Source organism: Mesorhizobium sp. M6A.T.Ce.TU.002.03.1.1, assembly GCF_003997275.1.
Lineage (GTDB): Bacteria > Pseudomonadota > Alphaproteobacteria > Rhizobiales > Rhizobiaceae > Mesorhizobium > Mesorhizobium mediterraneum.
Map to the genome: position 1 here is coordinate 1 of NZ_RZTI01000110.1, position 20,941 is coordinate 20,941.

Annotated in this window: 21 protein-coding genes; 13 read left to right on the plus strand and 8 right to left on the minus strand. The window is 63.8% G+C overall.

Annotated elements, in window-relative coordinates; translation table 11 throughout:
- The 3 genes from EOC93_RS25360 to EOC93_RS34995 form a co-directional block, all read right to left on the minus strand.
- The coding region (locus tag EOC93_RS25360) for a PHP domain-containing protein (RefSeq protein ID WP_127205970.1) at positions 1-608 on the minus strand (608 nt) is incomplete at its 3' end.
- Positions 605-2,080: a DUF6504 family protein gene (locus tag EOC93_RS25365; protein ID WP_127205971.1), complete on the minus strand. Its 1,476-nt coding sequence runs from the start codon at positions 2,078-2,080 to the stop codon at positions 605-607. The genes EOC93_RS25365 and EOC93_RS25360, both read right to left, overlap by 4 nt.
- Positions 2,022-3,065 carry a hypothetical protein gene (locus tag EOC93_RS34995; RefSeq protein ID WP_095484825.1) on the minus strand — a complete coding sequence of 348 codons (1,044 nt, stop codon included), beginning with the start codon at positions 3,063-3,065 and terminating at the stop codon, positions 2,022-2,024. The genes EOC93_RS25365 and EOC93_RS34995 overlap by 59 nt, the downstream gene beginning before the upstream one ends.
- Positions 3,066-3,239: 174 nt before the next feature.
- Between EOC93_RS34995 and EOC93_RS25375 the strand changes: the two genes are divergently transcribed.
- Positions 3,240-3,662, plus strand: a complete 423-nt coding sequence (locus EOC93_RS25375; RefSeq protein WP_095485111.1) for a metallopeptidase family protein — start codon at positions 3,240-3,242, stop codon at positions 3,660-3,662.
- A gap of 60 nt (positions 3,663-3,722) precedes the next feature.
- Here EOC93_RS25375 and EOC93_RS25380 read toward each other — a convergent pair whose 3' ends face one another.
- From EOC93_RS25380 to EOC93_RS25390, 3 genes are all read right to left on the minus strand, one after another.
- On the minus strand, positions 3,723-4,928 hold the full coding sequence (locus EOC93_RS25380; RefSeq protein ID WP_164759272.1) for a pilus assembly protein TadG-related protein: 1,206 nt from the start codon (positions 4,926-4,928) through the stop codon (positions 3,723-3,725).
- Between the two features lie 505 nt (positions 4,929-5,433).
- Positions 5,434-5,640, minus strand: coding sequence for a DUF1737 domain-containing protein (locus EOC93_RS25385; protein WP_127205973.1), 207 nt, complete (start codon positions 5,638-5,640; stop codon positions 5,434-5,436).
- Positions 5,641-5,666: 26 nt separating this feature from the next.
- Positions 5,667-6,548, minus strand: coding sequence for a CoA ester lyase (locus EOC93_RS25390; RefSeq protein WP_164759273.1), 882 nt, complete (start codon positions 6,546-6,548; stop codon positions 5,667-5,669).
- A gap of 292 nt (positions 6,549-6,840) precedes the next feature.
- On the opposite strand from EOC93_RS25390, the gene EOC93_RS25395 reads away from it, so the two are divergent.
- From EOC93_RS25395 to EOC93_RS25410, 4 genes are all read left to right on the plus strand, one after another.
- The gene (locus EOC93_RS25395; protein ID WP_127205975.1) at positions 6,841-8,394 is read left to right on the plus strand and encodes a DUF4173 domain-containing protein; all 1,554 of its coding nucleotides are present in this window, start codon (positions 6,841-6,843) and stop codon (positions 8,392-8,394) included.
- Between the two features lie 3 nt (positions 8,395-8,397).
- Entirely contained in the window at positions 8,398-9,093 is a 696-nt protein-coding gene (locus tag EOC93_RS25400; protein ID WP_095484830.1) for a response regulator transcription factor, read from the plus strand.
- Positions 9,081-10,667 (plus strand): ATP-binding protein, encoded by a 1,587-nt coding sequence (locus EOC93_RS25405; protein WP_127205976.1) that lies wholly within the window; start codon positions 9,081-9,083, stop codon positions 10,665-10,667. The genes EOC93_RS25400 and EOC93_RS25405 overlap by 13 nt, the downstream gene beginning before the upstream one ends.
- 63 nt (positions 10,668-10,730) lie before the next feature.
- Positions 10,731-11,897: an FAD-binding oxidoreductase gene (locus EOC93_RS25410; protein WP_127205977.1), complete on the plus strand. Its 1,167-nt coding sequence runs from the start codon at positions 10,731-10,733 to the stop codon at positions 11,895-11,897.
- A gap of 101 nt (positions 11,898-11,998) precedes the next feature.
- Here the strand turns inward: EOC93_RS25410 and EOC93_RS25415 are convergent, their stop codons facing one another.
- Positions 11,999-12,424 (minus strand): GNAT family N-acetyltransferase, encoded by a 426-nt coding sequence (locus EOC93_RS25415; protein ID WP_127205978.1) that lies wholly within the window; start codon positions 12,422-12,424, stop codon positions 11,999-12,001.
- Positions 12,425-12,585: 161 nt separating this feature from the next.
- On the opposite strand from EOC93_RS25415, the gene leuD reads away from it, so the two are divergent.
- A complete protein-coding gene (gene leuD, locus EOC93_RS25420; protein ID WP_126104308.1) occupies positions 12,586-13,191 on the plus strand; it encodes a 3-isopropylmalate dehydratase small subunit in 606 nt (201 codons plus the stop codon).
- A gap of 61 nt (positions 13,192-13,252) precedes the next feature.
- Positions 13,253-14,185 carry a hypothetical protein gene (locus tag EOC93_RS25425; RefSeq protein WP_126104309.1) on the plus strand — a complete coding sequence of 311 codons (933 nt, stop codon included), beginning with the start codon at positions 13,253-13,255 and terminating at the stop codon, positions 14,183-14,185.
- A gap of 115 nt (positions 14,186-14,300) precedes the next feature.
- On the opposite strand, the gene EOC93_RS25430 is transcribed toward EOC93_RS25425, so the two are convergent.
- Positions 14,301-15,095 carry a lytic transglycosylase domain-containing protein gene (locus tag EOC93_RS25430; RefSeq protein WP_095484836.1) on the minus strand — a complete coding sequence of 265 codons (795 nt, stop codon included), beginning with the start codon at positions 15,093-15,095 and terminating at the stop codon, positions 14,301-14,303.
- 262 nt (positions 15,096-15,357) lie between these two features.
- Here EOC93_RS25430 and EOC93_RS25435 point away from each other — a divergent pair, with 262 nt between their 5' ends.
- The 6 genes from EOC93_RS25435 to EOC93_RS34495 form a co-directional block, all read left to right on the plus strand.
- Positions 15,358-16,605, plus strand: a complete 1,248-nt coding sequence (locus EOC93_RS25435) for an NAD(P)/FAD-dependent oxidoreductase (protein ID WP_095484837.1) — start codon at positions 15,358-15,360, stop codon at positions 16,603-16,605.
- A 100-nt stretch (positions 16,606-16,705) separates the two neighbouring features.
- Complete coding sequence (locus tag EOC93_RS25440) at positions 16,706-17,803, plus strand: putative zinc-binding metallopeptidase (protein ID WP_127205979.1); 1,098 nt, start codon at positions 16,706-16,708, stop codon at positions 17,801-17,803.
- A 63-nt stretch (positions 17,804-17,866) separates the two neighbouring features.
- A complete protein-coding gene (locus EOC93_RS25445) occupies positions 17,867-18,466 on the plus strand; it encodes a DUF1236 domain-containing protein (RefSeq protein ID WP_095484839.1) in 600 nt (199 codons plus the stop codon).
- 200 nt (positions 18,467-18,666) lie between these two features.
- Positions 18,667-19,611, plus strand: coding sequence for a CPBP family intramembrane glutamic endopeptidase (locus EOC93_RS25450; protein WP_127205980.1), 945 nt, complete (start codon positions 18,667-18,669; stop codon positions 19,609-19,611).
- A 67-nt stretch (positions 19,612-19,678) separates the two neighbouring features.
- Positions 19,679-20,620: a glycosyltransferase gene (locus EOC93_RS25455; protein ID WP_127205981.1), complete on the plus strand. Its 942-nt coding sequence runs from the start codon at positions 19,679-19,681 to the stop codon at positions 20,618-20,620.
- An 81-nt stretch (positions 20,621-20,701) separates the two neighbouring features.
- On the plus strand, positions 20,702-20,941 hold a 240-nt coding region (locus tag EOC93_RS34495), incomplete at its 3' end, for a hypothetical protein (protein WP_206532275.1).

Here is a 20,941-nt window from a genome sequence, read left to right on the forward strand (position 1 = left end):
TCCTGCAACCGGCGTCGTTCGGACGTATGGTAAAGAACGTCGTTGGTCGCCATCAGCGGAATGCCCGATGCCTCAGCCATGGAAGCTGCCTGCTCGATGCGGAAGCGGTCGTTGCCGTGATAATCCGGCGAAACGGCAAGCCGCAAAGCCTTGCCAAAACGATCCTTGAGCCGACTAATCATTTTAAGATCATCTGGCGCCGACAGATCCGGCAGGATCGCCAGCGACATGAGATCGCCCCATTCGAAAAGGTCGTCGCGATAGAGAAGCGGTGCGCCCTTTTCGCTTTCGTCGCGCATATTGGCTTGCGTCAGCATGCGGCAGAGATGGCCCCAGCCCTTGCGGTCCTGCGGATAGGCGAGAACGTCGGGCGTGCCGTCGCAAAAAACCAGGCGGCAGCCGGGATGATAGGAAAGGCCTTCCACCTTGGCCTGCTGCCAGGCGCGCACGACACCGGCCACCGTGTTGCGGTCGGCAAGCCCGATCGACGAGAATCCCAAAAACTTTGCCGCGACCACCAGCTCCTCCGGTTTCGAGGCGCCGCGCAGGAACGAGAAATTCGACTGGATGCCGAATTCGGCATAGGGAACGGCCGCCAGCGCGTTCATGCGAAGACCCCATGCATGAACCAGCGCGGCGGGACTTGAGAGGCGCCGTAGAGACCCTGGCGGTAGAGCCAGTAACGGCGGCCGTCGCTATCCTCGATGCGGAAATAATCCCGGGTCGGCGCGTCTTCCTGCCCCGCCGCCTCCCGCCACCATTCCGGGGCGATGCGTTCCGGCCCTTCGGCGCGCGCGACCCGATACAGCGCGCGCCGCCAGCGGAAGTTCATGGGCGGTCCCTCAGGCATTTCGGTGGCCGGGACCTCGATCGGTTCGGGCGAACGGAACAGCCGGATGGGGCGTTCCGGCCGGAAGCCAGGCTTAGTGTCTTGTATCTTGTCCGGCTTCTTCGGCGGAGAGACCCTTTGCGGCGCCTCCGCGAAGGGAAGCGTGGCGACGGCGCGCTCGGGCAGATGGCTCTCGACGGCAACCGGTTTCAAAACCGCGCTGTCGCCGAGCCGGGCGCGGATGCGATCGGCGAAAAGGGCAATATCGGCGCCGTCATCGCGCGTCTCGCCGGCGAGATCGGCCTGCTGCATGTCGAAGGCGGCGGCCGACAGGACGGAGAGGCGCACGAGATCGAAGCCATAGCCGGCATCGATGTCCTGTTCGAGCGCGGCTAGCCTTTCGTGAAATAATTTTTGGATCAGCAGCGGCTCGCGCAGCGGCCGCGACGTGCCGACGGCGATCCGGCTGACGGCCCCGTCGACGCGGAAGAGCAGCAGCGCCAGCCTTCTTGCGCCTTCGCCGCGGCGCTCGAGATCCACCTTCAAAGTCGTCGCCAGCATTTTCACCAGCCGCTCTATTTCGTCGGTCAGCATGATGGGTTCTGCGAGGTGGCGTTCGACCGAAAGCGGCGCGACCGGCAGGCGCGGCGACACCGCCTCGTCGAGGCGGCCGAGCGCCTGGTCGAGACGCAAAAGCAGCGAGACACCGAAGCGGCGGGCGAGCGGCGCGCGCGGGGCTGCCATGACGGCGCCCGCCGTGCGCAGGCCCACGCTTTCCAGGCTGGCGCGGATATCAGGCTCGATGCGCAGCGCCGCCAGCGGCAAGGGTGCGAGAAGCGCCTCCTCCTCGCCACCGGGGACGATGCGGTCACTGGCAAACCGCGCTGCCGCCCAGGCAGCACCTGGCGTGGCAGCAAGGCCGGCGCGGACATCAAAACCCTGATAGAAAAAGCGCGACAGGATGTCGTCGAGCATCGAGCGTTCGCCGCCGAAAAGATGGGTGCAGCCGGTGACGTCGAGGAACAGGCCATCGGCTGCGTCGAGCGCCACCAGCGGGGTGTAGCGGTCGCACCAGTCGGCAAGACTTTCGAGCAGGCGGCGGTCGGCCTCGGGATCGGCTTCCACCACGTCGATCGACGGATGCATGGCGCGCGCGTCGGCTATGCCCATGCCGCGCTTCAGGTGAAGCGCCTCAGCCCGCTCGTCGAGGGCGGCGATGCGCTGCGCGTTCGCTTGGCGATGGCTGATCACCAGCGGCAGGTGATCCGACGGCCGGGAACGCCAGGACCGCCCCAGACGCTGCCGCAGGACCCTTTCCGCGGCGAGGTGCGGGAACCACAGGGACAGAATTCGCTGCCCTTCTTTCCTCGCCCCGTCTTTCTTCGAAACTGTGTTCATCGGGGTTCCACTCCAGTGTGAATTGTCCTGGCAAGGCCGTGCGGCTCTTGCCGATGCTGACGGTGAAGGCGGGACGGCCGATCGAGCCGGCAAGTGGCCCGGCGATCGTCTGGCGGGATGCCGACGGCGCCGCCGACAGGATGAGGCGAACGGGTGCCGCCGTAGGCTCTGCCTCGCCGGCCTGGCGCAGCAGGAAGACCGGCCGGCCGGCATTCTGCGCCCGGGCGTGCAGCCGCCGCGTCGCGGTGAGATCCAGCCGCTGCGGGCTGCCGCGGATTTCGAGGATGACGGCGGCGAGCGCCGTCATCCGGGCGGCCTCCTCGGCGATCCACAGCGCGTCGAGGAGTTTTGGCGCTTCGGAAAACAGCAATTGCTCCGGCTCGATGCCGAAAACGGCGTGAAGCCCTCTGGCATAGGGGAAGCCCGCCTCCCGGAAGATTTCCGCGGTGCCGATCCACAGGACCGGCAATCGCGGCCCCTGTTTGAGAATCAGGCTGACGAGCGACAGGGCGAAGCCGGCGACGGCCCCGGCATCACGGGTCGCGGCGCCATGGATCTCGCTCAGCGCCGCCTTCGGCAGGCCGCCGCTGAGCGCGGTATCGAGACCCTCGGCGCCGGTGCGCAGAAACGCATCGGGCGGCGCCACGGCGAGGCCGCGGCGGACGATTGTTAGACCCTGGGGTGTGACATCCGCTGTTGGATTCTGGGGTGTGACATCCGCATCAACGGGGGCTGCGCCGGCCGGCGCCTCCAGGCGCTCGGGCAGCGTTCCCTCGATCTTCGCGATCTGGCGGCGCAGGGCAAAAACAGTCTCCCGCGCCACGGCGCTTGTCGCCATGACGGTCAGCTTCCACTCACAATTGTTCCTGTTATGTTCTAATAGATTCCAGAGGGCGCCCGAAGAGTCAAGCGGAGTCATGGGGAATTTATTCCTGTCCGCGTGTGGACGGCAACCCGGCCATTTGCCGATTTCGGCTCGAAAGCCTATATGCCGGGATCAGAAGGACAAAGCATGGCCCGCATCTACAAGACCCGTGTCTGGCACGACCAGCTTTCGCCATCGATGGAGGAAATGGAGTTCCTGGCGCTGGAGGCTTACGCCCATCTGCCGGAGGAATTTCGCAAGCTGACCGGCGAGATCGTCATCCAGATCGCCGAATTCCCGACCGACGAGATCATGGACGATCTGTCGCTAGAAACGCCCTTCGACCTGCTCGGCCTGTTCGAGGGGCGCGGGATCGCCGAACGCTGGAATCCGCAGACCGGCGAGGGGCCGAACCGCGTCACGCTCTACCGCCGCGCCATTCTCGACTACTGGGCCGAGAACGAAGAGACGCTGGGCGACATCGTCACCCATGTGCTGATCCACGAGATCGGCCATCATTTCGGCCTGTCGGACGATGATATGGAGCGGATCGAAGAGGCGGCGGAGTAACGGCCCACGCTTCGTCGCCGCTATCCTGCTCCGGTTCGGCGTCATTTGCGCCGGCGCGCATCACTGTGAGAGATAGATCTTCGCCGACTGGCCGGCGATGCCGCTGAATTTCCAGTTGGCGGAGTTGATGATCATGGTGTTCACGACCATCGAGATCTTGCTGGAGGTGATGTTCGTGGTCGAGTTGTAGGTGACGTCCCGGTTGGGCAGATAGATGATCCCAGTCAGAGACTCGCCGTTCGAGCCGTTGAACACATACTGGCGCTTGTTGGCGTTGTTGGCGGGATCGCTCGTCTTTTCTAACATCAGGATATCCTTGTAGGCACCGCTGCTCGGGGCCGAGGCCGTGATTGTGAGGGCGCCGTTGGCCTGGATCATGCTGTCGGTATCCGGGAAGTAGAAGGTGACGCCTTCGGCGATGACCTTGGCGCCGGAATTGATGATCATCGGTCCCTTGATGATATGAAGGCCCGGATTGAACGTGATGGTAGGGCTGCCATTGAAGTTCACCCAGCAGTGCAGTCCCGGGTTCAAGGTCTGCGTCTGTCCGTCATGCGCGCCGGATGTGGTGCAGGTCGAGGGAACGGCGGGCTCGGGAATGGCGCCGGCATAGGGATCCGCTGTGACGGCGCATGCCGTCTCCAGCTTGGACAGCGTACCGCCGTTCTTGATGTATTTCGTGCCCTTCACGCAGAGCTTGCTGATGTTCATGGTGACGCCGGCATTCATGATGAAGGCCGGGTCCCTGATGGAATGAACGTCGATCACGCAGGACTCGGCATCCACGTTGGCGCCACTATTGAGCAGCAGCGCCTGCGGGTTATTCGCAAGGACGATGATGCAAGGGACGGCCGACGTAGCCATCTTGACGGCGGACGTGACGCGAACGTTGACGGTCGGGTCGCCCAAGACAAACGGGAACAAGCGCGGGTAGCTGTAGGTCGCGCTGCCCGAGAGCGTACTGTTGTCCAGCTTGATGGACATGTTGGCCTTCAGGTCCGGGTCGGCCGCGAAATCCGGGCTGCCGGCGATGAACCCGCTGAACAGGGACGTCGCCGTGGCCTCGGCGGAGGTGGCGCCCTGCGCCGCGCCCCCCAGCAGGGCGGCGTCGAGAAGGGCCTGCAACTCATTCTTTTCGCGGAGGACGTTGGTATAGTCGATCGCAAACCCGATCGCCCCGACCAACGGCAGCAGGCTCAGCGCCATGACGATGGAAAGGTTCGCGGCGCGGGAATGGACAAAACGACCATAGCAGGATGTCACCATGGCGCTGACGATCCGGGCCAATGCCGACCGCAATTCGAACCTCAACCTCATGGCGATCCACCCCTCAAATGCGCGCCCATCGGCGTTCATAGCCGCGAAATGATTTCGATTCGGTTTCGGAATCGTAGCATTTGATGCCGGGCCTTCCGCCGTCAGGGAAACCCGGGACAGTTTTAAAACTGTTCACTTAGCAAGCTGACATGGGATCAGCTTCTGTCGGAGACGCCTTTCGGTGATTGGTCGCCCTCGGCAACACGACTAATAGCACCGCGAGGGAAACAATGGACAGCTACGCCGGCCCGTCATAGAGCTTGCTTCGCCTTTCGCGGCCGACAGCGATGCGACGACTAGCATTGGAAAGTGCGCCAGACTTGCATTTTTGGCGCTGATCGGGTCGTGCGCGCCGCCGTTGGCTGCCGTTCCGGCTTCCGCCAAGAACTGCTCACTCGGACAGCAGGATAAGCTTGTTTTACTAGGATGACGAAGGACGAGCGATGTCAGCGCCCTACCAGTCGCTGAGCTTGGTGTCGGGTCCGTATTCCTGGCCCTCGATATCCTTCACCATGGCCTGGCCGCAGCGCATGGCCTTGGCCTCCTGGTCGTAGGAATAGGTCGGCGAGCCGAACAGGTGCCAGCCCTTGTTCAGCGCCGCAGTCACCTTGTGGCAGAAGCTGGAATCGTCCGGAGCGGACAGAAAGCGGTAGAGTTTCATTTTTCATTCCTGTCGTGAGTTGCCAATCATGCCCCGATGGCGGCCGCCTTCGCCAGCAGTTTTTCGGCCTGCGCCAGATGCAGCCGCTCGACCATCTTTCCATTCAGCGCAATCACTTGGCTGCCGGCATTTTCGGCAAGCGCGAAGGCCTCTTTCACCGAGCGCGCCTCGGCCACCGCCTCGGCAGATGGCGCAAAGGCCCGGTTCGCCGCCTCGATCTGAGCCGGGTGGATCAGCGACTTGCCGTCAAACCCCATGGCGGCTGCCTCCCCGCATTCGCGCGCAAAAGCGTCCAGGTCGCGAAAATCATTGAAGACACCATCGAGCAGGTCAAGGCCACCGGCGCGCGCGGCGAGCACCATCTGCATCAGCCACGGTGTGAGATAGCGCCGGTCGGGCGTGGCGAGAATGCCGGTTTCCTTGACCAGATCGTTCGTTCCGGCAACGAAACAGACCAGCCGCGAGGCCGGATCGCGGCCAAGCTCGGCAATCGGTCCGATGTTGAGCAGTGCCTTGGGCGTTTCGATCATCGCCCATAGTTTCACCGCGTCCGGTGCGAAATTGTCGTCGAGGACGTCGCCGGGTTCGAGGACATCGCGCGGTGTGTCGACCTTGGGCAGCAGGATGGCGTCGGGCTCGCAGCGTGCCGCAGCCAGCAAATCGTCGGCGCCCCATTCGCTGGAAAGCGCATTGATGCGCACGACCATCTCGCAGCGGCGGCTGGGGCGATCGGCGAAGATGCCGGCCAGTTTTTCGCGCGCGGAAACCTTGTCGGCGGGGGCTACGGCATCTTCGAGGTCGATGATGACGGCATCGCAGGCCAGCGACGGAAGCTTGGCCAGTGCCTTGTCGTTCGAAGCCGGGACGTAGAGCACCGAGCGGCGCGGGCGGTAGGTTTCGGTCGTCATCCCAGATCTATGCCGCCTGCGGCCGATCGAGGCAAGCCGTCTTCGCCTGCACAAAAACTGCATAAAACTCCCGAAAATCTCCTTGGACCCGCCTCGCTGCCTGCATTTCGGCCGGCGAAAAGGGCGGCATGCAAGAGAGAGAAAAACCCCGTTGGTCGCTGCCTTACCGGCTCCGTAGCGAAGATTGGTGGCTCGTCGATCCACCCGGCACTTCGGCGACCCTCTTCCCCTTCATCCCCAAATCTCTGCCCAGATATGCCGGCCGGATCAAAGCCGCTGAGAAAGTCCGATCATGACATCGTTGCTTACGGCCGCGCCGAGCTATTGCGCGCGCTTCGGCGTTGCGGTCCTGCTTGCCGCGCTGGCCGATTTCTTCTTCTACGGCCAGCCCGTCGGCATCACGCTTTTCCTGTTCGGCATTACGCTTGCCGCCGCAGCCGCGGCCATCCAGCCTTCGGCGCTCAGCGTCCGCGGCCTGTGGCTCCGACTTGCCGCCTTGTTTGTCGGGCTGCTGCCGCTCATTGAAAATGTCAGTGCGCTGTCCGTCGCCATCGGGCTGGTGGCCATGGCCGTCTTCGCGCTTTCGCTGGTCGGCCGGCTGCGGCGCGGGCTTGCCCGCATTGCCGGTCTGGTCGCGCTCTTCCTGCTCGCGGCACCATTCCGGCTCGTCCACGATTTCTTCCGCTGGCGCAAGGCGGCGCGGCGGCTTGGCCGGCGCCGCATCCGCTTCGCGGCGATCGCCGTCTGGGTCATGCCGCTGTCGCTGGGAACGGTGTTTCTCGCTCTGTTCGGCGCCGCTAATCCGGTCATCGAATACTGGCTGTCGCTGATCGATCTGCTCGCGTGGCTCAAGCTCATCCAGCTGCCGCGGCTAGCCTTCTGGCTGTTCGTGCTTGCCGGCGTCTGGGCCTTTCTGCGCCCGCGCCTGCCGCGCTCTCTTCGCTCCATTCCGCGTGTGGTATCGTCTATGCCTGTCGGCCAGGTGACGACGACAAAACCCGCCACGGCAATCGAGGACATCATCTTCGGCAAGGCCGCCATTCTTCGCGCGCTGGTCGTCTTCAACATCCTGTTTGCGATGCAGACCGCGCTCGACGTCACCTATCTGTGGGGCGGCATCGCCCTGCCCGACGGGCTGACCTACGCCGCCTATGCGCATCGCGGCGCCTATCCCTTGATCGTCACGGCGCTGCTCGCCGCTGGCTTCGTCCTGGCAGCGCTGCGGCCAGGCAGCACGACCTCCGGCGATCCGCTCATCCGCCGGCTGGTCTATATCTGGGTGGCGCAGAACATCATGCTGGTCGTCTCGTCGATCCTGCGGCTCGACCTCTATATCGGCATCTATGCGCTGACCTACTGGCGCATCGCCGCCTTCGTCTGGATGGGGCTGGTGGCGGCGGGCCTTGCCCTGATCATCGCCCGCATCGCACTCGAAAAATCCAATGAATGGCTGCTTTCCGCCAATCTTCTGACGCTTTCGATGACGCTCTATGCCTGCTGCTTCATCAACTTCGCGGCGCTGATCGCCAACTACAATGTCGAGCACTCCTTCGAAATGACCGGCCAGGGCACCGAGCTCGATTTCTGGTATCTGCGTTCGCTCGGTCCTGACGCCTGGCCGGCGCTCGATCGCTTCCTTGAGCATCAGGGCAAGACGAATGCGGCCAGCGTTTCCTCGTACCGCGAGCTCGCCCGTTTGCTTGGGCAGGACGAGGCCCACTATCGCGCGGCCCGAGAAAACTGGCGCGCCTGGAGCTTTCGCGACTGGCGGCTGCTTCGCACTCTCGACACACGTATCCCGTTCGTGGTTCCTCAGGGCTCCGAACCCTTCGTGCCGGGCCGCTGATTCATGCCGCATCACATCCTGGTCGCCGACGATGATCCGCACATCCGCGAGATCATCTGCTTTGCGCTCGAAAAGGCCGGGATGAAGACGGTTGCCGTGTCCGACGGCGCTGCCGCCCTGCTGGCAATCGAGCGCCGCGCCCCCGATCTTGTCGTGCTCGATATCGGCATGCCGGAGATGGACGGGCTGGAGGTCTGCCGGCGGCTGCGGCACACATCGGACGTGCCGGTGCTGTTCCTGTCAGCGCGCGATGAAGAGATCGACCGCATCCTCGGCCTCGAAATGGGTGGCGACGACTATGTCACCAAGCCGTTCAGCCCGCGCGAGCTGGTCGCCCGCGTCAATGTCATCCTGCGACGCGCCCGTCCGACAAAGGCGGAACAGACCGACGACAGGCAGTTCTCGCATGGCAGGCTGGCTTTGGTGCCGGCCAGCCACGCCGCCAGCTTCGATGGCAGGCCGCTGGTGCTGACGGGAATCGAATTCGCGATCCTGAAAGGGTTTCTGGCGCGACCGGCGCATGTGCTCGGCCGCGACATGGTGATGGCCAATGCCTATGCAGCCAACATCCATGTCGCCGATCGCACCGTCGACAGCCATATCCGCAACATCCGCGCCAAGCTGGCGGCGGCCGGCTGCACGGACGCGATCGAGACCGTGCATGGCGTCGGCTTCCGGCTGGGCCGGTGCGGCGCGTGAGCGCCCAAAAATGGATTGGCAGCAAATGGCGGCCGCGCCTCGCCACCATCGTTGTCGCCATCCTCATCATGGTGATGGCGCTGCCGCTGGTCGGCCTGTTCTTCTTCCGGCTCTACGAGAACCAGCTGATCCGCCAGACCGAAGCCGAGCTGATCGCGCAAGGTGCGGCCCTTGCCGCCATCTATGCGCAAGAGGTCCGCGACGCCGGCATCCCGGCCGAGAAGCTCGGAGCGGCCGTGCCTGCCGCCAGTGCCAGCGATCCGAACTCTCCCTACCGGCCGATCGAGCCGCGCCTCGATCTTGCCTCTGACTCCGTTCAGCCGACCCGACCCGCGGCCACCGCCGCTGCCGTCGATCCCGCCTTCGCGGCGGTCGGGGCCCGCCTGTCGGGCATTCTTGCCGAGACGCAGAAAACCACGCTTGCCGGCTTCCGGCTGCTCGACGCAAAAGGCGTCGTCATCGCCGGACGCGAAGAGGTCGGCCTGTCGCTTAGCGCCGTCGAGGAGGTTCACGCAGCACTTGTCGGCCGCTACGCCAGCGCGCTCAGGCAGAGGATCTCCGACGAGCCGCCGCCATCGCTCTACTCGGTGAGCCGCGGCACGAGAGTCCGCGTTTTCGTCGCCCTGCCGGTCGCGGTCGCCGGCAAGGTCGCCGGCGTGGTCTACCTGTCGCGAACGCCGAACAACATCGTCAAGCACCTCTATGGCGAGCGCGGCAAGGTGGTGCTGGCGGCGATCGCCATCCTCGGCGGCACGCTGCTCATCGCGCTCGTCTTCCTGCGCACCGTCAGCCGGCCGATCTACGCGCTGATGGAACGCACGAAGCGCATCGCCGCCGGCGACCGCGAAGCGATCAGGCCGCTCGAACACCACGGCACGAGCGAGATGGCAGCGCTGTCCGCCGCCTTTCTCGACATGGCCGAAAAGCTGCATGCGCGCTCGGACAGCATCCAGACCTTCGCCACGCATGTCTCGCACGAGCTCAAATCGCCGCTGACGGCGATCCAGGGGGCGGCCGAACTGCTGCGCGATTCGGGCAGCGCGATGGATGAGGCCGAGCGGCGGCGGTTCTCGAATAACATCGTCACCGACGCCGGGCGGCTCAATTTGCTGGTGCGTCGTCTGCTCGACCTGGCGCGCGCCGAAAATCTTGCCCCCAGCGGCGAAAGCACGTCGCTCGGCGGCGCACTGGCGCTGCTGCCGGCCGAAGACAGGCTGGCGGTTCGTATCGAGGCGGGCGGTTATATCGGCCTGCGCATCTCGGCCGAGAACGCGGCAATCGTGCTGGCCAATCTCATCGACAATTCGGCGCGGCATGGCGCAACGCTGGTTTCGATCACGGCGGCGAGCGTCGACGGCAAGGCAACGATCCTGGTGAGCGACGATGGCGCCGGCATTTCGCCCAGCAACCAGGCCCGCATCTTCGAGCCATTCTTCACCACGCGCCGCGATTCAGGCGGCACCGGCATGGGCCTCGGCATCGTGCTGGCCCTCCTGAAAGCGCATGATGGCACGATCCGGCTGGTTGACTCCGAGCGCGGCACGCGCTTCGAGATCATCCTGCCGGTTGTATGAATTGGAGCCTGATTCCGAAAACCGGCTTTCGGGATCATGCTCTAGAACTGGAGAAGCGAAAAAGTGCGCTACGACGTCGTGATCATCGGTGGAGCCATCGTCGGCTCCTCGATTGCCTATTATCTGCGCGGGGAAGGATTTTCGGGCTCGATCGCGCTGGTCGAGCGCGACCCGCAATTCGCCCATGCGGCAACGACGCTGTCCTGCGCTTCCATTCGCCAGCAGTTTTCGATTCCCGAGAACATCCGCCTGTCTCAGTTCACGCTAAAACTGTTTCGGCGGCTGACGGAAGAGTTCGGCGCCGACGCCGATATCGGCTTTCGCGAGGGCGGCTATCTCATCCTTGCCGGCGAGAACGGGCTGCCGATTCTGCGGGCCAACCACGAGGCGCAGATGGCCGAGGGCGCCGACATCGTGCTTGAGGATGCGGATGCGTTGGTGCGTCGCTTCCCCTGGCTGTCGGCCGAGGGCATCACCGCCGGCGCCTATGGCCGCAGCGGCGAAGGCTGGTTCGACGCGCATGCCATGCTGATGCTGTTCCGCAAGGCGCTGCGGGGCAAAAACATCGATTTCATCACCGCTGATGTGACCGGCATCGAGCGCCAGGGCGATCGTGTCACCAGCGTCAGCCTCGGCAATGGCGAGCGGCTCGAGGCCGGCATAGTCATCAACGCCGCCGGGCCGAATGCCGGCAAGGTGGCTGGTATGGCCGGGCTGGCGCTGCCGGTGGAGCCGCGCAAGCGCAATGTCTTCGTCTTCGAGGCGCGCGAAAAATATGCCGACATGCCGCTGCTGGTCGATCCCTCAGGCATCTATGTCCGGCCGGAAGGCTCGGTCTACATCACCGGCGGTGCCGAGCCGGAAGAGGGCGACGGCCCCGCTGACCCCGGCGATTTCGAGCCCGACTGGCCGCTGTTCGAAGAGGTGATCTGGCCGGTGCTGGCCACCCGCATTCCGGCCTTCGAGGCGATCAAGCCGACACGCGCCTGGGCCGGCCATTACGACTACAACACGCTCGACCAGAACGCGGTGATCGGCCCGCATCCTGAGGTGAAGAATTTCCTGTTCGCCAACGGTTTTTCCGGTCACGGCCTGCAGCAGGCGCCGGCCGTCGGCAAGGCGCTGGCCGAGCTGATCGTGCATGGCGGCTACCGCACGGTGGATTGCACGGCGTTTGGGTACAGCCGTGTCGCCGAAGGGCGGGCTTTTCGGGAGCTGAACGTGATCTAACAACAACGGCGCCGCGACGGTCCTCTTTGGTGCCGGCAGGACAGAGGGGGCGCGAAGGATCGCGACAGGCGATGCTGCGGTGCAGAGGCCTAGCCAGGCCGTCAACCCTCGCGGCCAAACCAGAACGCGTCCGCCATGCGCGTCATGCCGATCCGTTCGTAGAAGCCGACGGCATCGGGCACGGAAATCAGTGAGATGGCGACGGACGGCCCAAGCTGCCGCCGCACTTCGTCGAGCAGGCCCTTGCCGATGCCGAGCCCCTGCGCCGATTTGCAAACGGCAAGCTCGGAAATGTAGCACACCCACGAAAAGTCGGTGATGCCGCGGGCGAGGCCAACCAGCGGCTTGCCAGGCGCATCGAGGCGCGCCGTCAACACCATATCCGCACTGGCAAGCATCGTCTTCAAACGGACTTCGTCATCGATGGGCCGGGTGGCGCCGAGGCCGGATTCCACCAGCACGCGGCGGAACTCGGCAGCGTCGAGGGCTGGTTCGCTGGCGTAGAGGATTTTGGATCGCGTTGTCATGCCGGTGAAAGTGCACCATAGGGCGGCGGTTTTGAAGCTGTCTGGTGCCGATCTTGTGTTCCGGACCACGAGCGACGACAGCCGCCTTTTATTTGCCCGCCTCTTTGTGTAAACCGGGCGCCAACACATCCCCCGCAGCGAAAAGAAGACGGGCAAAGACCATGGAAAAATTCACCAAGCTCACCGGCGTCGCCGCGCCGATGCCGATCGTCAATGTCGACACCGACATGATCATCCCCAAGGATTATCTCAAGACGATCAAGCGCACCGGGCTCGGCAGCGGACTGTTCGCCGAAATGCGCTACAAGGACGACGGTTCGGAAAACCCGGACTTCGTGCTCAACAAGCCGGCCTATCGCAAGGCGCAGATCCTGGTCGCCGGCGACAATTTCGGCTGCGGCTCCTCGCGCGAGCATGCGCCGTGGGCGCTGCTCGATTTCGGCATACGCTGCGTCATCTCGACCTCGTTCGCCGACATTTTCTACAACAACTGCTTCAAGAACGGCATCCTGCCGATCACCGTCAGCCCGGAGGATCTGGAGAAGCTGATGGACGACGCTTCGCGCGGCTCCAACGCTACGGTGTCGGTCGACCTGGAAGCCAAGGAAATCCGCGGACCGGACGGCGGCGTGGTCAAGTTCGACCTCGACGACTTCAAGCGGCACTGCCTGCTCAACGGGCTCGACGACATTGGCCTGACCATGGAAAAGGCCGGCGCCATCGCCTCGTTCGAGAAGAAGAACGCCGAGCTGCGCCCCTGGGCCTGAACGGTGCGATGACCCCGGCTGCGACAGGCCGGGTTCGTGGCGGCTGAAGGGAGGGACAGTCATGACACGTTCGCTTCTTGCCGGCGCGTGCGCGCTGGCGTGGATTCTAACGTCGGTGGCTGGCGCGCATGCACAGACCGACATGGTGCTCGTGCCGGCTGACGATGCGTCCGGCGGGGCCGCCGACCAGGGCGCGTCGAGCAATGCGGCCCTAGCCGAAGATGACAGCCAAGCACCGGTCCCGTTCGAGGGCGGCCAGCTGACCATCACCCAGCAGGAAGAATATGGCGAGAAGGTGCTGGCCTATGACGGCAAGCAGCTGGCCAGCAATTACGACGTCTTCTTCGACAGAATAGTCGAGGTCGGCGGCGTCAAGGTGGCGCTGGTCGATGTCGGCGACGGCGGCAATCAATGCGGCCCGGCCAAGGTGATCGTGTGGAAGCCGGAAGGCGGCATGATCCAGAGCATCACGGTCGAGCAGGACGAATGCGGCGCGCCGCCGGCCGCGGTGTCCGACAGCGCCATCTATTTCGTGCCTTATCTCTTGCCGGGAGCTTCGAAACCGACGCTGCAATGGTCGCCTACGGGCGGATTGTCGACCTCGGGCAATCTCACCTACATGCCGGAACCGGGCACCGGCTGGAAGGATATCGATCCGGCGAAATACGACAACATCATCGACGCCTTCCGCAATGAGGCCGTCTACAAGGCGGCTGAAAAGCTGCTCGGCAAGGACATGCCCGACATGGCGACCAGCCTGCTGGTCGGCGGCGGCACCGAGAAGACCGCCTCGGGCGGCGCCTTTTATGCCAGCGGCTGCGTGCCGCACGATTGCGGCGGCAATGACGGCTTCATGGCGGTCGATCCGGCCAACCAAAAGCTCTATTTCGCCCGCCGCGGCGACAAGCCCGAGCCGGACGCATGGCCGGCGCGGACCACGTGGCCGGCCGAGGTCATGGAAGCGATGGACAAGGCGCTCGGCTCGCCGAATTAGCTCCTCTGCTTCGCGCCGTCATCCCGGGTGCCGCCGAGCGGCGGCAGTCGTAACCTTAGAACATCAACAAAAAAGCCCGGCCATGGCCGGGCTTTCCGTCGAATAGAGATTTCTATCAATCGCCATCGATCGCCGTGGCCATGCGGGCGATGGCCTGTTGATAGACGCTCGCGGAATTCCAGCCAGCAATTGCGCCCATATTCGCCTGATAACCCGCGCCGGCCTGCCAACCATGACCCTTGAGGAAGTTGGCAGTGGAAGCCAACGCAGTGCTCTTGTCGCGCAGATTTTTGTTGCCGACTCCATACTTCAAAACGTTTCCGGGGAGGAACTGCGTGTGGCCAATCTCGCCATGAGCGGCACCGACCGACGAGGCGCTCAACGCTCCGCGATCAACCAGCTTCAGGGCTGCAACGCCATGCGGGTAAAAGAACTCCGGACGGCGGCAATCATAGGTAAGCGTTAAAATGGCAGAGACCGTATTCTGTTTGCCCATGGAGGCGCCGAAGCCAGTTTCCATACCCCAGATGGCGAGCAACACACCCGGCGGTACGCCGTAGGTCCGTTCGATCTTGTCGAACAGCGCCGCGTTCGACTTCTTCAGCGCACGGCCCTTGGCAATGATCGCAGATCCGCCACGGCGCTTCATGAAACTTTCCACCGAGCCGCTGAAAGCCTTATGAAGGGCGCGGTCGACGGCGATCGTCTTTGTTGCGTAGGTCGCGCGAGCCAGAGCGGCTAGACCCTTCGAGCCTACACCGTTGGCCCTAGCCTCCGCGGCGAAATCTGCCTTCCACGCTTCGAAGCCCGCACTCGTCTTGCCGCATTGGGCGGCCTGCGCACCTGTTGCCGCCGCAAGCATCATCAATGCTGCCGCTGCGTAAATCTTTCCCTTGGCAAGAAATGCCATGTTGCTCTCCTGGTTGCCTGGATCACGTCCCAAATACGAATTTGCCAGCGAAACGCTCGCTTGTCACTGTTGCAGCGGCGTTCGTCCACTTGGACGCAGTACGCTCTGACACTCTAATCTGCGCATCGTGCTTCCGAGAATCGGAACCGATTTTCGGGCCGATGCGCTAAGAAGTCGTTTACGTATCCCCGCCGCAGCGCTGGCGAATGCCGGAGAACTTGCTTACGATCAAGTAATTATTGTGGCGGGGGCTGGAATATTCATGGAAGACGTTGACGTCGTGGTCATCGGCGCTGGCTCGGCCGGACTTTCCGCCGCCAAGACCCTGCGTGCAGCCGGCCTTTCTTTCAAGCTGTTCGAAGCGATGAACCGGATCGGCGGCCGCGCCTGGACCAGCGATCAGCATTTCGGCGTTCCTTTCGACATCGGCTGCGCCTGGCTGCACGCGGCCGACCGCAATCCCTACTTTCCCGAAGCACAAGCCGCTCGCTGGACGCTTCACCATCACGACATGAATATCGATCATCTCTATTATCGCGACCGAAAGGCCAGCGAGGACGAAGAGGCCGCAATGAAGGCGGCCGATATCAGGCTGTTCGAGCTGCTGGCGGCGCATGAGGTCAGGGATGGCGACGACGACCGCCTTTCGGCGTTGCTGGCCAGGGGCCATGCGCCGCGCGCCGCCGCCACCTTCGCCGGGCCAATGGATTTTGGCGCCGACGAGGACGAGATATCGATCCGCGACTTTCAGGCCGCCGCCGATCTCGAGCCGAACTATTTCACCAAGGAGGGGTTCGGCGCATTGGTCGCCCGTTTTGGCGCCGACGTGCCGGTCGAGCTGTCGACGCCGGTGCGGAAAATCCTCTGGGATGTGCCTGGCGTCGCCTGCGTCACCGATCGCGGCACCATTCGCGCCAAGGCGGCCATCGTCACCGCCTCGCCGGCGGTGCTCGCCTTCGAGGAGATCGAATTCGCGCCGGCGCTGCCCGACACGCATTTCGCTGCCTTCTTCGACCTGCCGATGGGCATGCTGACCAAGCTGCCTGTGGAGATCAGGGGCACAAGGCTCGGGCTTGAGCCGTTCGATGACCTGCTGATCGAGCGGCTGGCCCGGCACGACATCTACTTCCTTTGCTTTCCCTTCGACCTCGACCTGATGGTCGGCTTCGTCGGCGGCGATTTCGCCTGGGAGATGTCGGCGGCGGGCGAGGCGGCAGGCGTCGACTTCGTCGTCGACCGGCTGTGCGCCATCTTCGGCGGCGACGTCAGAAAACATGTCGGGCGCGCCATGATGACCAATTGGGGCGGCGAGCGGTTCGTGCGCGGCGCCTATGCGGCGGCCCGGCCCGGCCGTTCGCGGGCGCGCGCCACGCTGATGCAGCCGGTGGCCGAAAAAATCTTCTTCGCCGGCGAGCATCTGGCCGGTCCGCTGATGCAGACCTGCGGCGGCGCCAGGCTATCGGGCGAGGCGGTGGCGAGAATGGTCGCCGCCCAGCTTGCGGCAAAATAGCATCGGCAGGAACGCCGGCCGCTGACGGGCGTTTGGGCGAAATGCCGCTCCGCACTATATCCGGGCCTGACGATTTAAGACCTGATGATTTGAGATTGGGATGAAGCTCTTCGATTGTCCGCATTGCGGGCACCGCCTCTACTTCGAGAACGCCCAGTGCCTGAACTGCGCCAGCTCCGTGCTGTACGATCCCGGGCATGCGCGCTTCGTCTTGTCCGGCGCCGGCGGCGTTTTCCAGTGCACCAATGCCGACGAGTGCGCCTGCAACTGGATGGCGGAACCGGGTCATGCCTTCTGTCGCGCCTGCATGCTGAACCAGTTGATCCCGGACCTTTCGGTCGATGGCAACCGCCGTCGCTGGATTCGCGTCGAAGCGGCAAAGAAGCGGGCAATCTATTCGCTGCTCGCTGCCGGACTGCCGGTCGCACCCAAGCGGAACGCCGGCGACGAGGTCGGCCTCGCCTTCGACTTCCTCGCCGATCCGATCGGCGGCGGTCCGGGGGGCGGACGTATCCTGACCGGCCATGGCAACGGCCTGATCACGCTCAATGTCGCCGAGGCGGACTCGGCCGAGCGCGAAAGACGGCGCGTCGAGATGGGCGAGAACTACCGCACTTTGCTCGGCCATTTCCGCCATGAGCTTGGCCACTACTACTGGGACCGCCTGATCCGCGACGACCCGCAACGGCTCACCGCCTTCCGCGCATTGTTCGGCGACGACCGCGTCGATTACGAGCAGGCGCTGAAGGCCTACCATGCCAATGGTGCTGTGCCCGACTGGCAGCAGGGCCACATTTCGGCCTATGCCACGTCCCATCCCTGGGAGGACTGGGCCGAGACATGGGCGCACCATCTGCACATCACCGACACGCTGGAGATGGTGCATGCGCTGAATTTCCCGCTCGGCCGGCTGGAAACCGTGGAGGCCAACGACCTGTCGCGGGGCGACACCGGCGGCGAGCTGCAACCGGCGCCGTCGGAACCTGGCGCCGTTCCCGAACCGTTCGAAAAGATCCTGGCCCGCTGGCTGGTGCTGTCGGAAGCGTCCAACTCGATCAACCGCTGCATGGGCCTGCCGGACCTCTATCCCTTCGTCATCTCGGAGGTGACCGCACAGAAGCTGGCTTTCGTCCATGAACTCCTGACCGGTGTAGCGAAAGAAACTGGAACAAAACGTGAGCCGGCCGAGGCATTTTAGCCGGAACGCATGAGGTCTTGTTTCGTTTTCGTTCGCGAGGGATTACGAAAACGGAGCGAAATCATGAAACGCATACTGCTTCCTGCCGTCGCCGGAGCGCTTGTCGCCATGTCGGGCGCAGCCTTGGCCGATACCGCCGTCTCGGCTGTCGCCGATCTCAACGTGCGCGCCGGCCCCGGCCCGCAATACCCGGTCATCGGCACGCTCGCTGCCGGTCAGTCGGCAACCCTCGAGGGCTGCATCCAAAACAGCAAATGGTGCACCATTGCGGAGGCCAATGGCCAGGGCTGGATCTATTCCGACTACGTGACGGCCGATTTCGGCGGCAACGACGTTGTCCTGACCCGGCGCCCGGCCGACGCAGGCATCGCCATCGTCGAAGCGCCCGCCGACATGGACTATGACGATACCTATACCGGAGCGATCGTCGCTGGCGAGCCGATCGAGCCGATCAGGCGGCCTCCGGCCGAAGTCCGCACCTATATCGACACGAACCGGCTCGACCCGGTCTATCTCGAGGGCGAGGTGGTTACGGGCGCGACCTTGCCCGATACCGTCGAGCTGCGCGAGATTCCGGACTATGACTACCGCTATGTCTATGTGAACGGCCAGCCGGCGCTAGTCGATCCGGGCACCCGACGCATCATGTACGTCGAGCGCTGACATAACCAAGCAACCAGGCCGGCCGCTGGGCAAGAGCAACGGCGGCCGCCTCGGTCCGATATCGTTTCATCCAGAGCTTCGCGCTGGAGCGGCGTGCCGCCGCTCCAGCTTTTTGAGCACCGGATTTTCCCAAAAACGGTTCCACTTTTGGGTCCGATGCTCTAGATCATGCGACCCGATGCATCAGGCAAGGAACCCGCGTGACGATCGATCCAACCGCTTTCGAGCGTTACCGGCATATTCCCAACGCCAAGACGACCCTGCCGCGCCTGCTGCTTGGAACGGCGATCGTCATCCTGTTCTGGGTCGCGACAACCGTCGCCGTGCTGTTCGGCGGCGCCTATCTTTTTGTTATCTGGCAGGCATCATCGGCCCCGATAGAAGGAGGGGCGGTGCAGAATTTCATGGCTTCGCCCGCCGGAATCCTCGCCGCGCTCGCTTCCTTTGCCGGAATCTGGCTCGGCCTGTGGGTTGCCATGCGCTGGGTCCATCGCGAGCCGCTGATGGCGCTGATCGGCACCAGCCGCCGCGTCTCGCGCTCGGGATTCCTCAAGGGATTGGCCGCGGTGCTGATCACATCGCTGCTCTCCGAAATCCTGCTCTATCTCTTGCAGCCCGAGATTGCGCGCGGTGCGATCGGCCTGTCGTCCTGGCTGCTGTTCCTGATCCCGATCGCTGCGCTGACCCTGCTGCAGACCTCGTCCGAGGAAGTGCTGTTCCGCGGCTATCTCCTCAGGGGCCTGGCCAACCGGTTTAAAAACCCCTTCATCTGGGCATTGCTGCCAGGACTTCTGTTCACCTCGATGCATTGGAGCCCAAGCTCGAGCGCCGCCATCAACGCCTGCGTGCTGGCCTCGATCGCCGCTTTTGCGCTGCTCCTGACTCTTGTGGTCTATGTCACCGGCAATCTCGGCGCGGCCTTCGGCGCTCATCTCGGCAACAATCTGACCGGCTTCCTGCTGATTTCGCACCAGCAAAGCTATAATTCCTTCGCCCTGTTCAACGCCAAGCCGCTCGAAGGCGCCGGCTGGACGACGCTTGATGCCGGCCTCATCGCGGCGATCGGCATCGTCTGCAGCCTGTTGACGATCCTGCTGCTGCTGCATCCGCGCTCGCCGCTGAAGGTCGAGCCGGACAGACCATGATCCCAAAAAGTGGAAACCGGTTTTTGGGTAAGATCATGGTCAAGCAAAAAACTGGCGGGCCAAGCTGATGCGCATCGCACTGGCGGTGACCGGAACCATCCCCTCCAGGGGCTATGGCGGCACCCAGCGCCAGGTCGACTGGTTGGCTGGGGAATTTGCCCGGCTTGGCCATCGCGTCGTGCTGATTGTCGATCCCGGCTCAAGCCACCCGCTTTGCGAGGTGCGGCATGCATCTTCGGAAGCGCAATGCCGGGCCGCCATCCCCGCGGACGCCGATATCGTCCACTTTCACAGCTGGTTTCTCGACGTTCCCTTCCCGACCCTCAATACCGCGCACGGCTTTTCCCCGGAAAAGCCCAGGCCGCAGCCAAACTGGAGTTTCGTCAGCGCCAGCCACGCGCGCAACCACGGCAGGAAGACCTTCGTCTACAATGGCTTTCCGACTGACACCTACCGCCTGGCCGGTTCGAAGAACGATCGCCTTCTGTTTCTCGCCGGCATCTCGCGCGCCAGCAAGAATCTGAACCGTGCGGTCGATCTCGCGAAAAAATTCGATTTTCCCCTCGATATCGCCGGTGGCTCGCGCTGGCGGCTGTTGCTACGCAGCCAGGTTCGGCGCGATGGCGTTTTCTTCAAGAGCCTGGGCAGCCGCTTTCGCTTCCATGGGGTCGTCGACGGCGACGAAAAACAGCGCCTGCTGGGCGCGGCAAAGGCCTTTCTCAACCCGATCGCCTGGGAAGAGCCGTTCGGCATGGCGCCGGTCGAGGCCATGCTGTGCGGAACGCCGGTGCTGACAACGCGGCGCGGCGCCATGCCCGAGATCGTCGACGACGACACCGGACGGTTCTTCGACAGCGATGAGGAATTTGCTGCGGCCCTCGACGCGATCGCCGGCCTTTCCCCGCAGCGCTGCCGGGACTCTGCCGTCGACCGATTTCCAATCTCCCGCACCGCAAAGGGCTATCTCGATCTCTATGCCCGGATCCTCGACGGCGAAACGCTGCCATGACCGCCCCTTTTTTCCTTCTCCCCTTGTGGGAGAAGGTGGATTGGCGCGCAGCGCCAAGACGGAAGAGGGGTGTTGGAAGGAATGAGGCGTTCGCGTTCCCTGGAACACCCCTCATCCGTCGCCTTCGGCGACACCTTCTCCCACAAGGAGACCTTTGCACAGAAGCCGAACGGTGATTCTGTGGTGAAGGTTGCAGCAGGGAGATTCGGGATGGCGGATCGTGTTTTGGGTCAGTTGAGTCTGGCGGACGGTCTGGCGGCGTCGGATGAGACGATTTTCGACCTAGTATCGAAGGAACTGGACTGGGCGCCGATCCGAACA

What these genes read in the sequence shown, in the direction of transcription:
- EOC93_RS25415 (WP_127205978.1), bottom strand. Translation starts at nt 12,424, where the DNA reads ATGACAACGCGATCCAAAATCCTCTACGCCAGCGAACCAGCCCTCGAC.
- EOC93_RS25375 (WP_095485111.1), top strand. Translation starts at nt 3,240, where the DNA reads ATGGCCCGCATCTACAAGACCCGTGTCTGGCACGACCAGCTTTCGCCA.
- EOC93_RS25400 (WP_095484830.1), top strand. Translation starts at nt 8,398, where the DNA reads ATGCCGCATCACATCCTGGTCGCCGACGATGATCCGCACATCCGCGAG.
- EOC93_RS25435 (WP_095484837.1), top strand. Translation starts at nt 15,358, where the DNA reads ATGGAAGACGTTGACGTCGTGGTCATCGGCGCTGGCTCGGCCGGACTT.
- leuD (WP_126104308.1), top strand. Translation starts at nt 12,586, where the DNA reads ATGGAAAAATTCACCAAGCTCACCGGCGTCGCCGCGCCGATGCCGATC.
- EOC93_RS34995 (WP_095484825.1), bottom strand. Translation starts at nt 3,065, where the DNA reads ATGGCGACAAGCGCCGTGGCGCGGGAGACTGTTTTTGCCCTGCGCCGC.
- EOC93_RS25440 (WP_127205979.1), top strand. Translation starts at nt 16,706, where the DNA reads ATGAAGCTCTTCGATTGTCCGCATTGCGGGCACCGCCTCTACTTCGAG.
- EOC93_RS25390 (WP_164759273.1), bottom strand. Translation starts at nt 6,548, where the DNA reads ATGACGACCGAAACCTACCGCCCGCGCCGCTCGGTGCTCTACGTCCCG.
- EOC93_RS25455 (WP_127205981.1), top strand. Translation starts at nt 19,679, where the DNA reads ATGCGCATCGCACTGGCGGTGACCGGAACCATCCCCTCCAGGGGCTAT.
- EOC93_RS25430 (WP_095484836.1), bottom strand. Translation starts at nt 15,095, where the DNA reads ATGGCATTTCTTGCCAAGGGAAAGATTTACGCAGCGGCAGCATTGATG.
- EOC93_RS25385 (WP_127205973.1), bottom strand. Translation starts at nt 5,640, where the DNA reads ATGAAACTCTACCGCTTTCTGTCCGCTCCGGACGATTCCAGCTTCTGC.
- EOC93_RS25445 (WP_095484839.1), top strand. Translation starts at nt 17,867, where the DNA reads ATGAAACGCATACTGCTTCCTGCCGTCGCCGGAGCGCTTGTCGCCATG.
- EOC93_RS25425 (WP_126104309.1), top strand. Translation starts at nt 13,253, where the DNA reads ATGACACGTTCGCTTCTTGCCGGCGCGTGCGCGCTGGCGTGGATTCTA.
- EOC93_RS25395 (WP_127205975.1), top strand. Translation starts at nt 6,841, where the DNA reads ATGACATCGTTGCTTACGGCCGCGCCGAGCTATTGCGCGCGCTTCGGC.
- EOC93_RS25380 (WP_164759272.1), bottom strand. Translation starts at nt 4,928, where the DNA reads ATGGTGACATCCTGCTATGGTCGTTTTGTCCATTCCCGCGCCGCGAAC.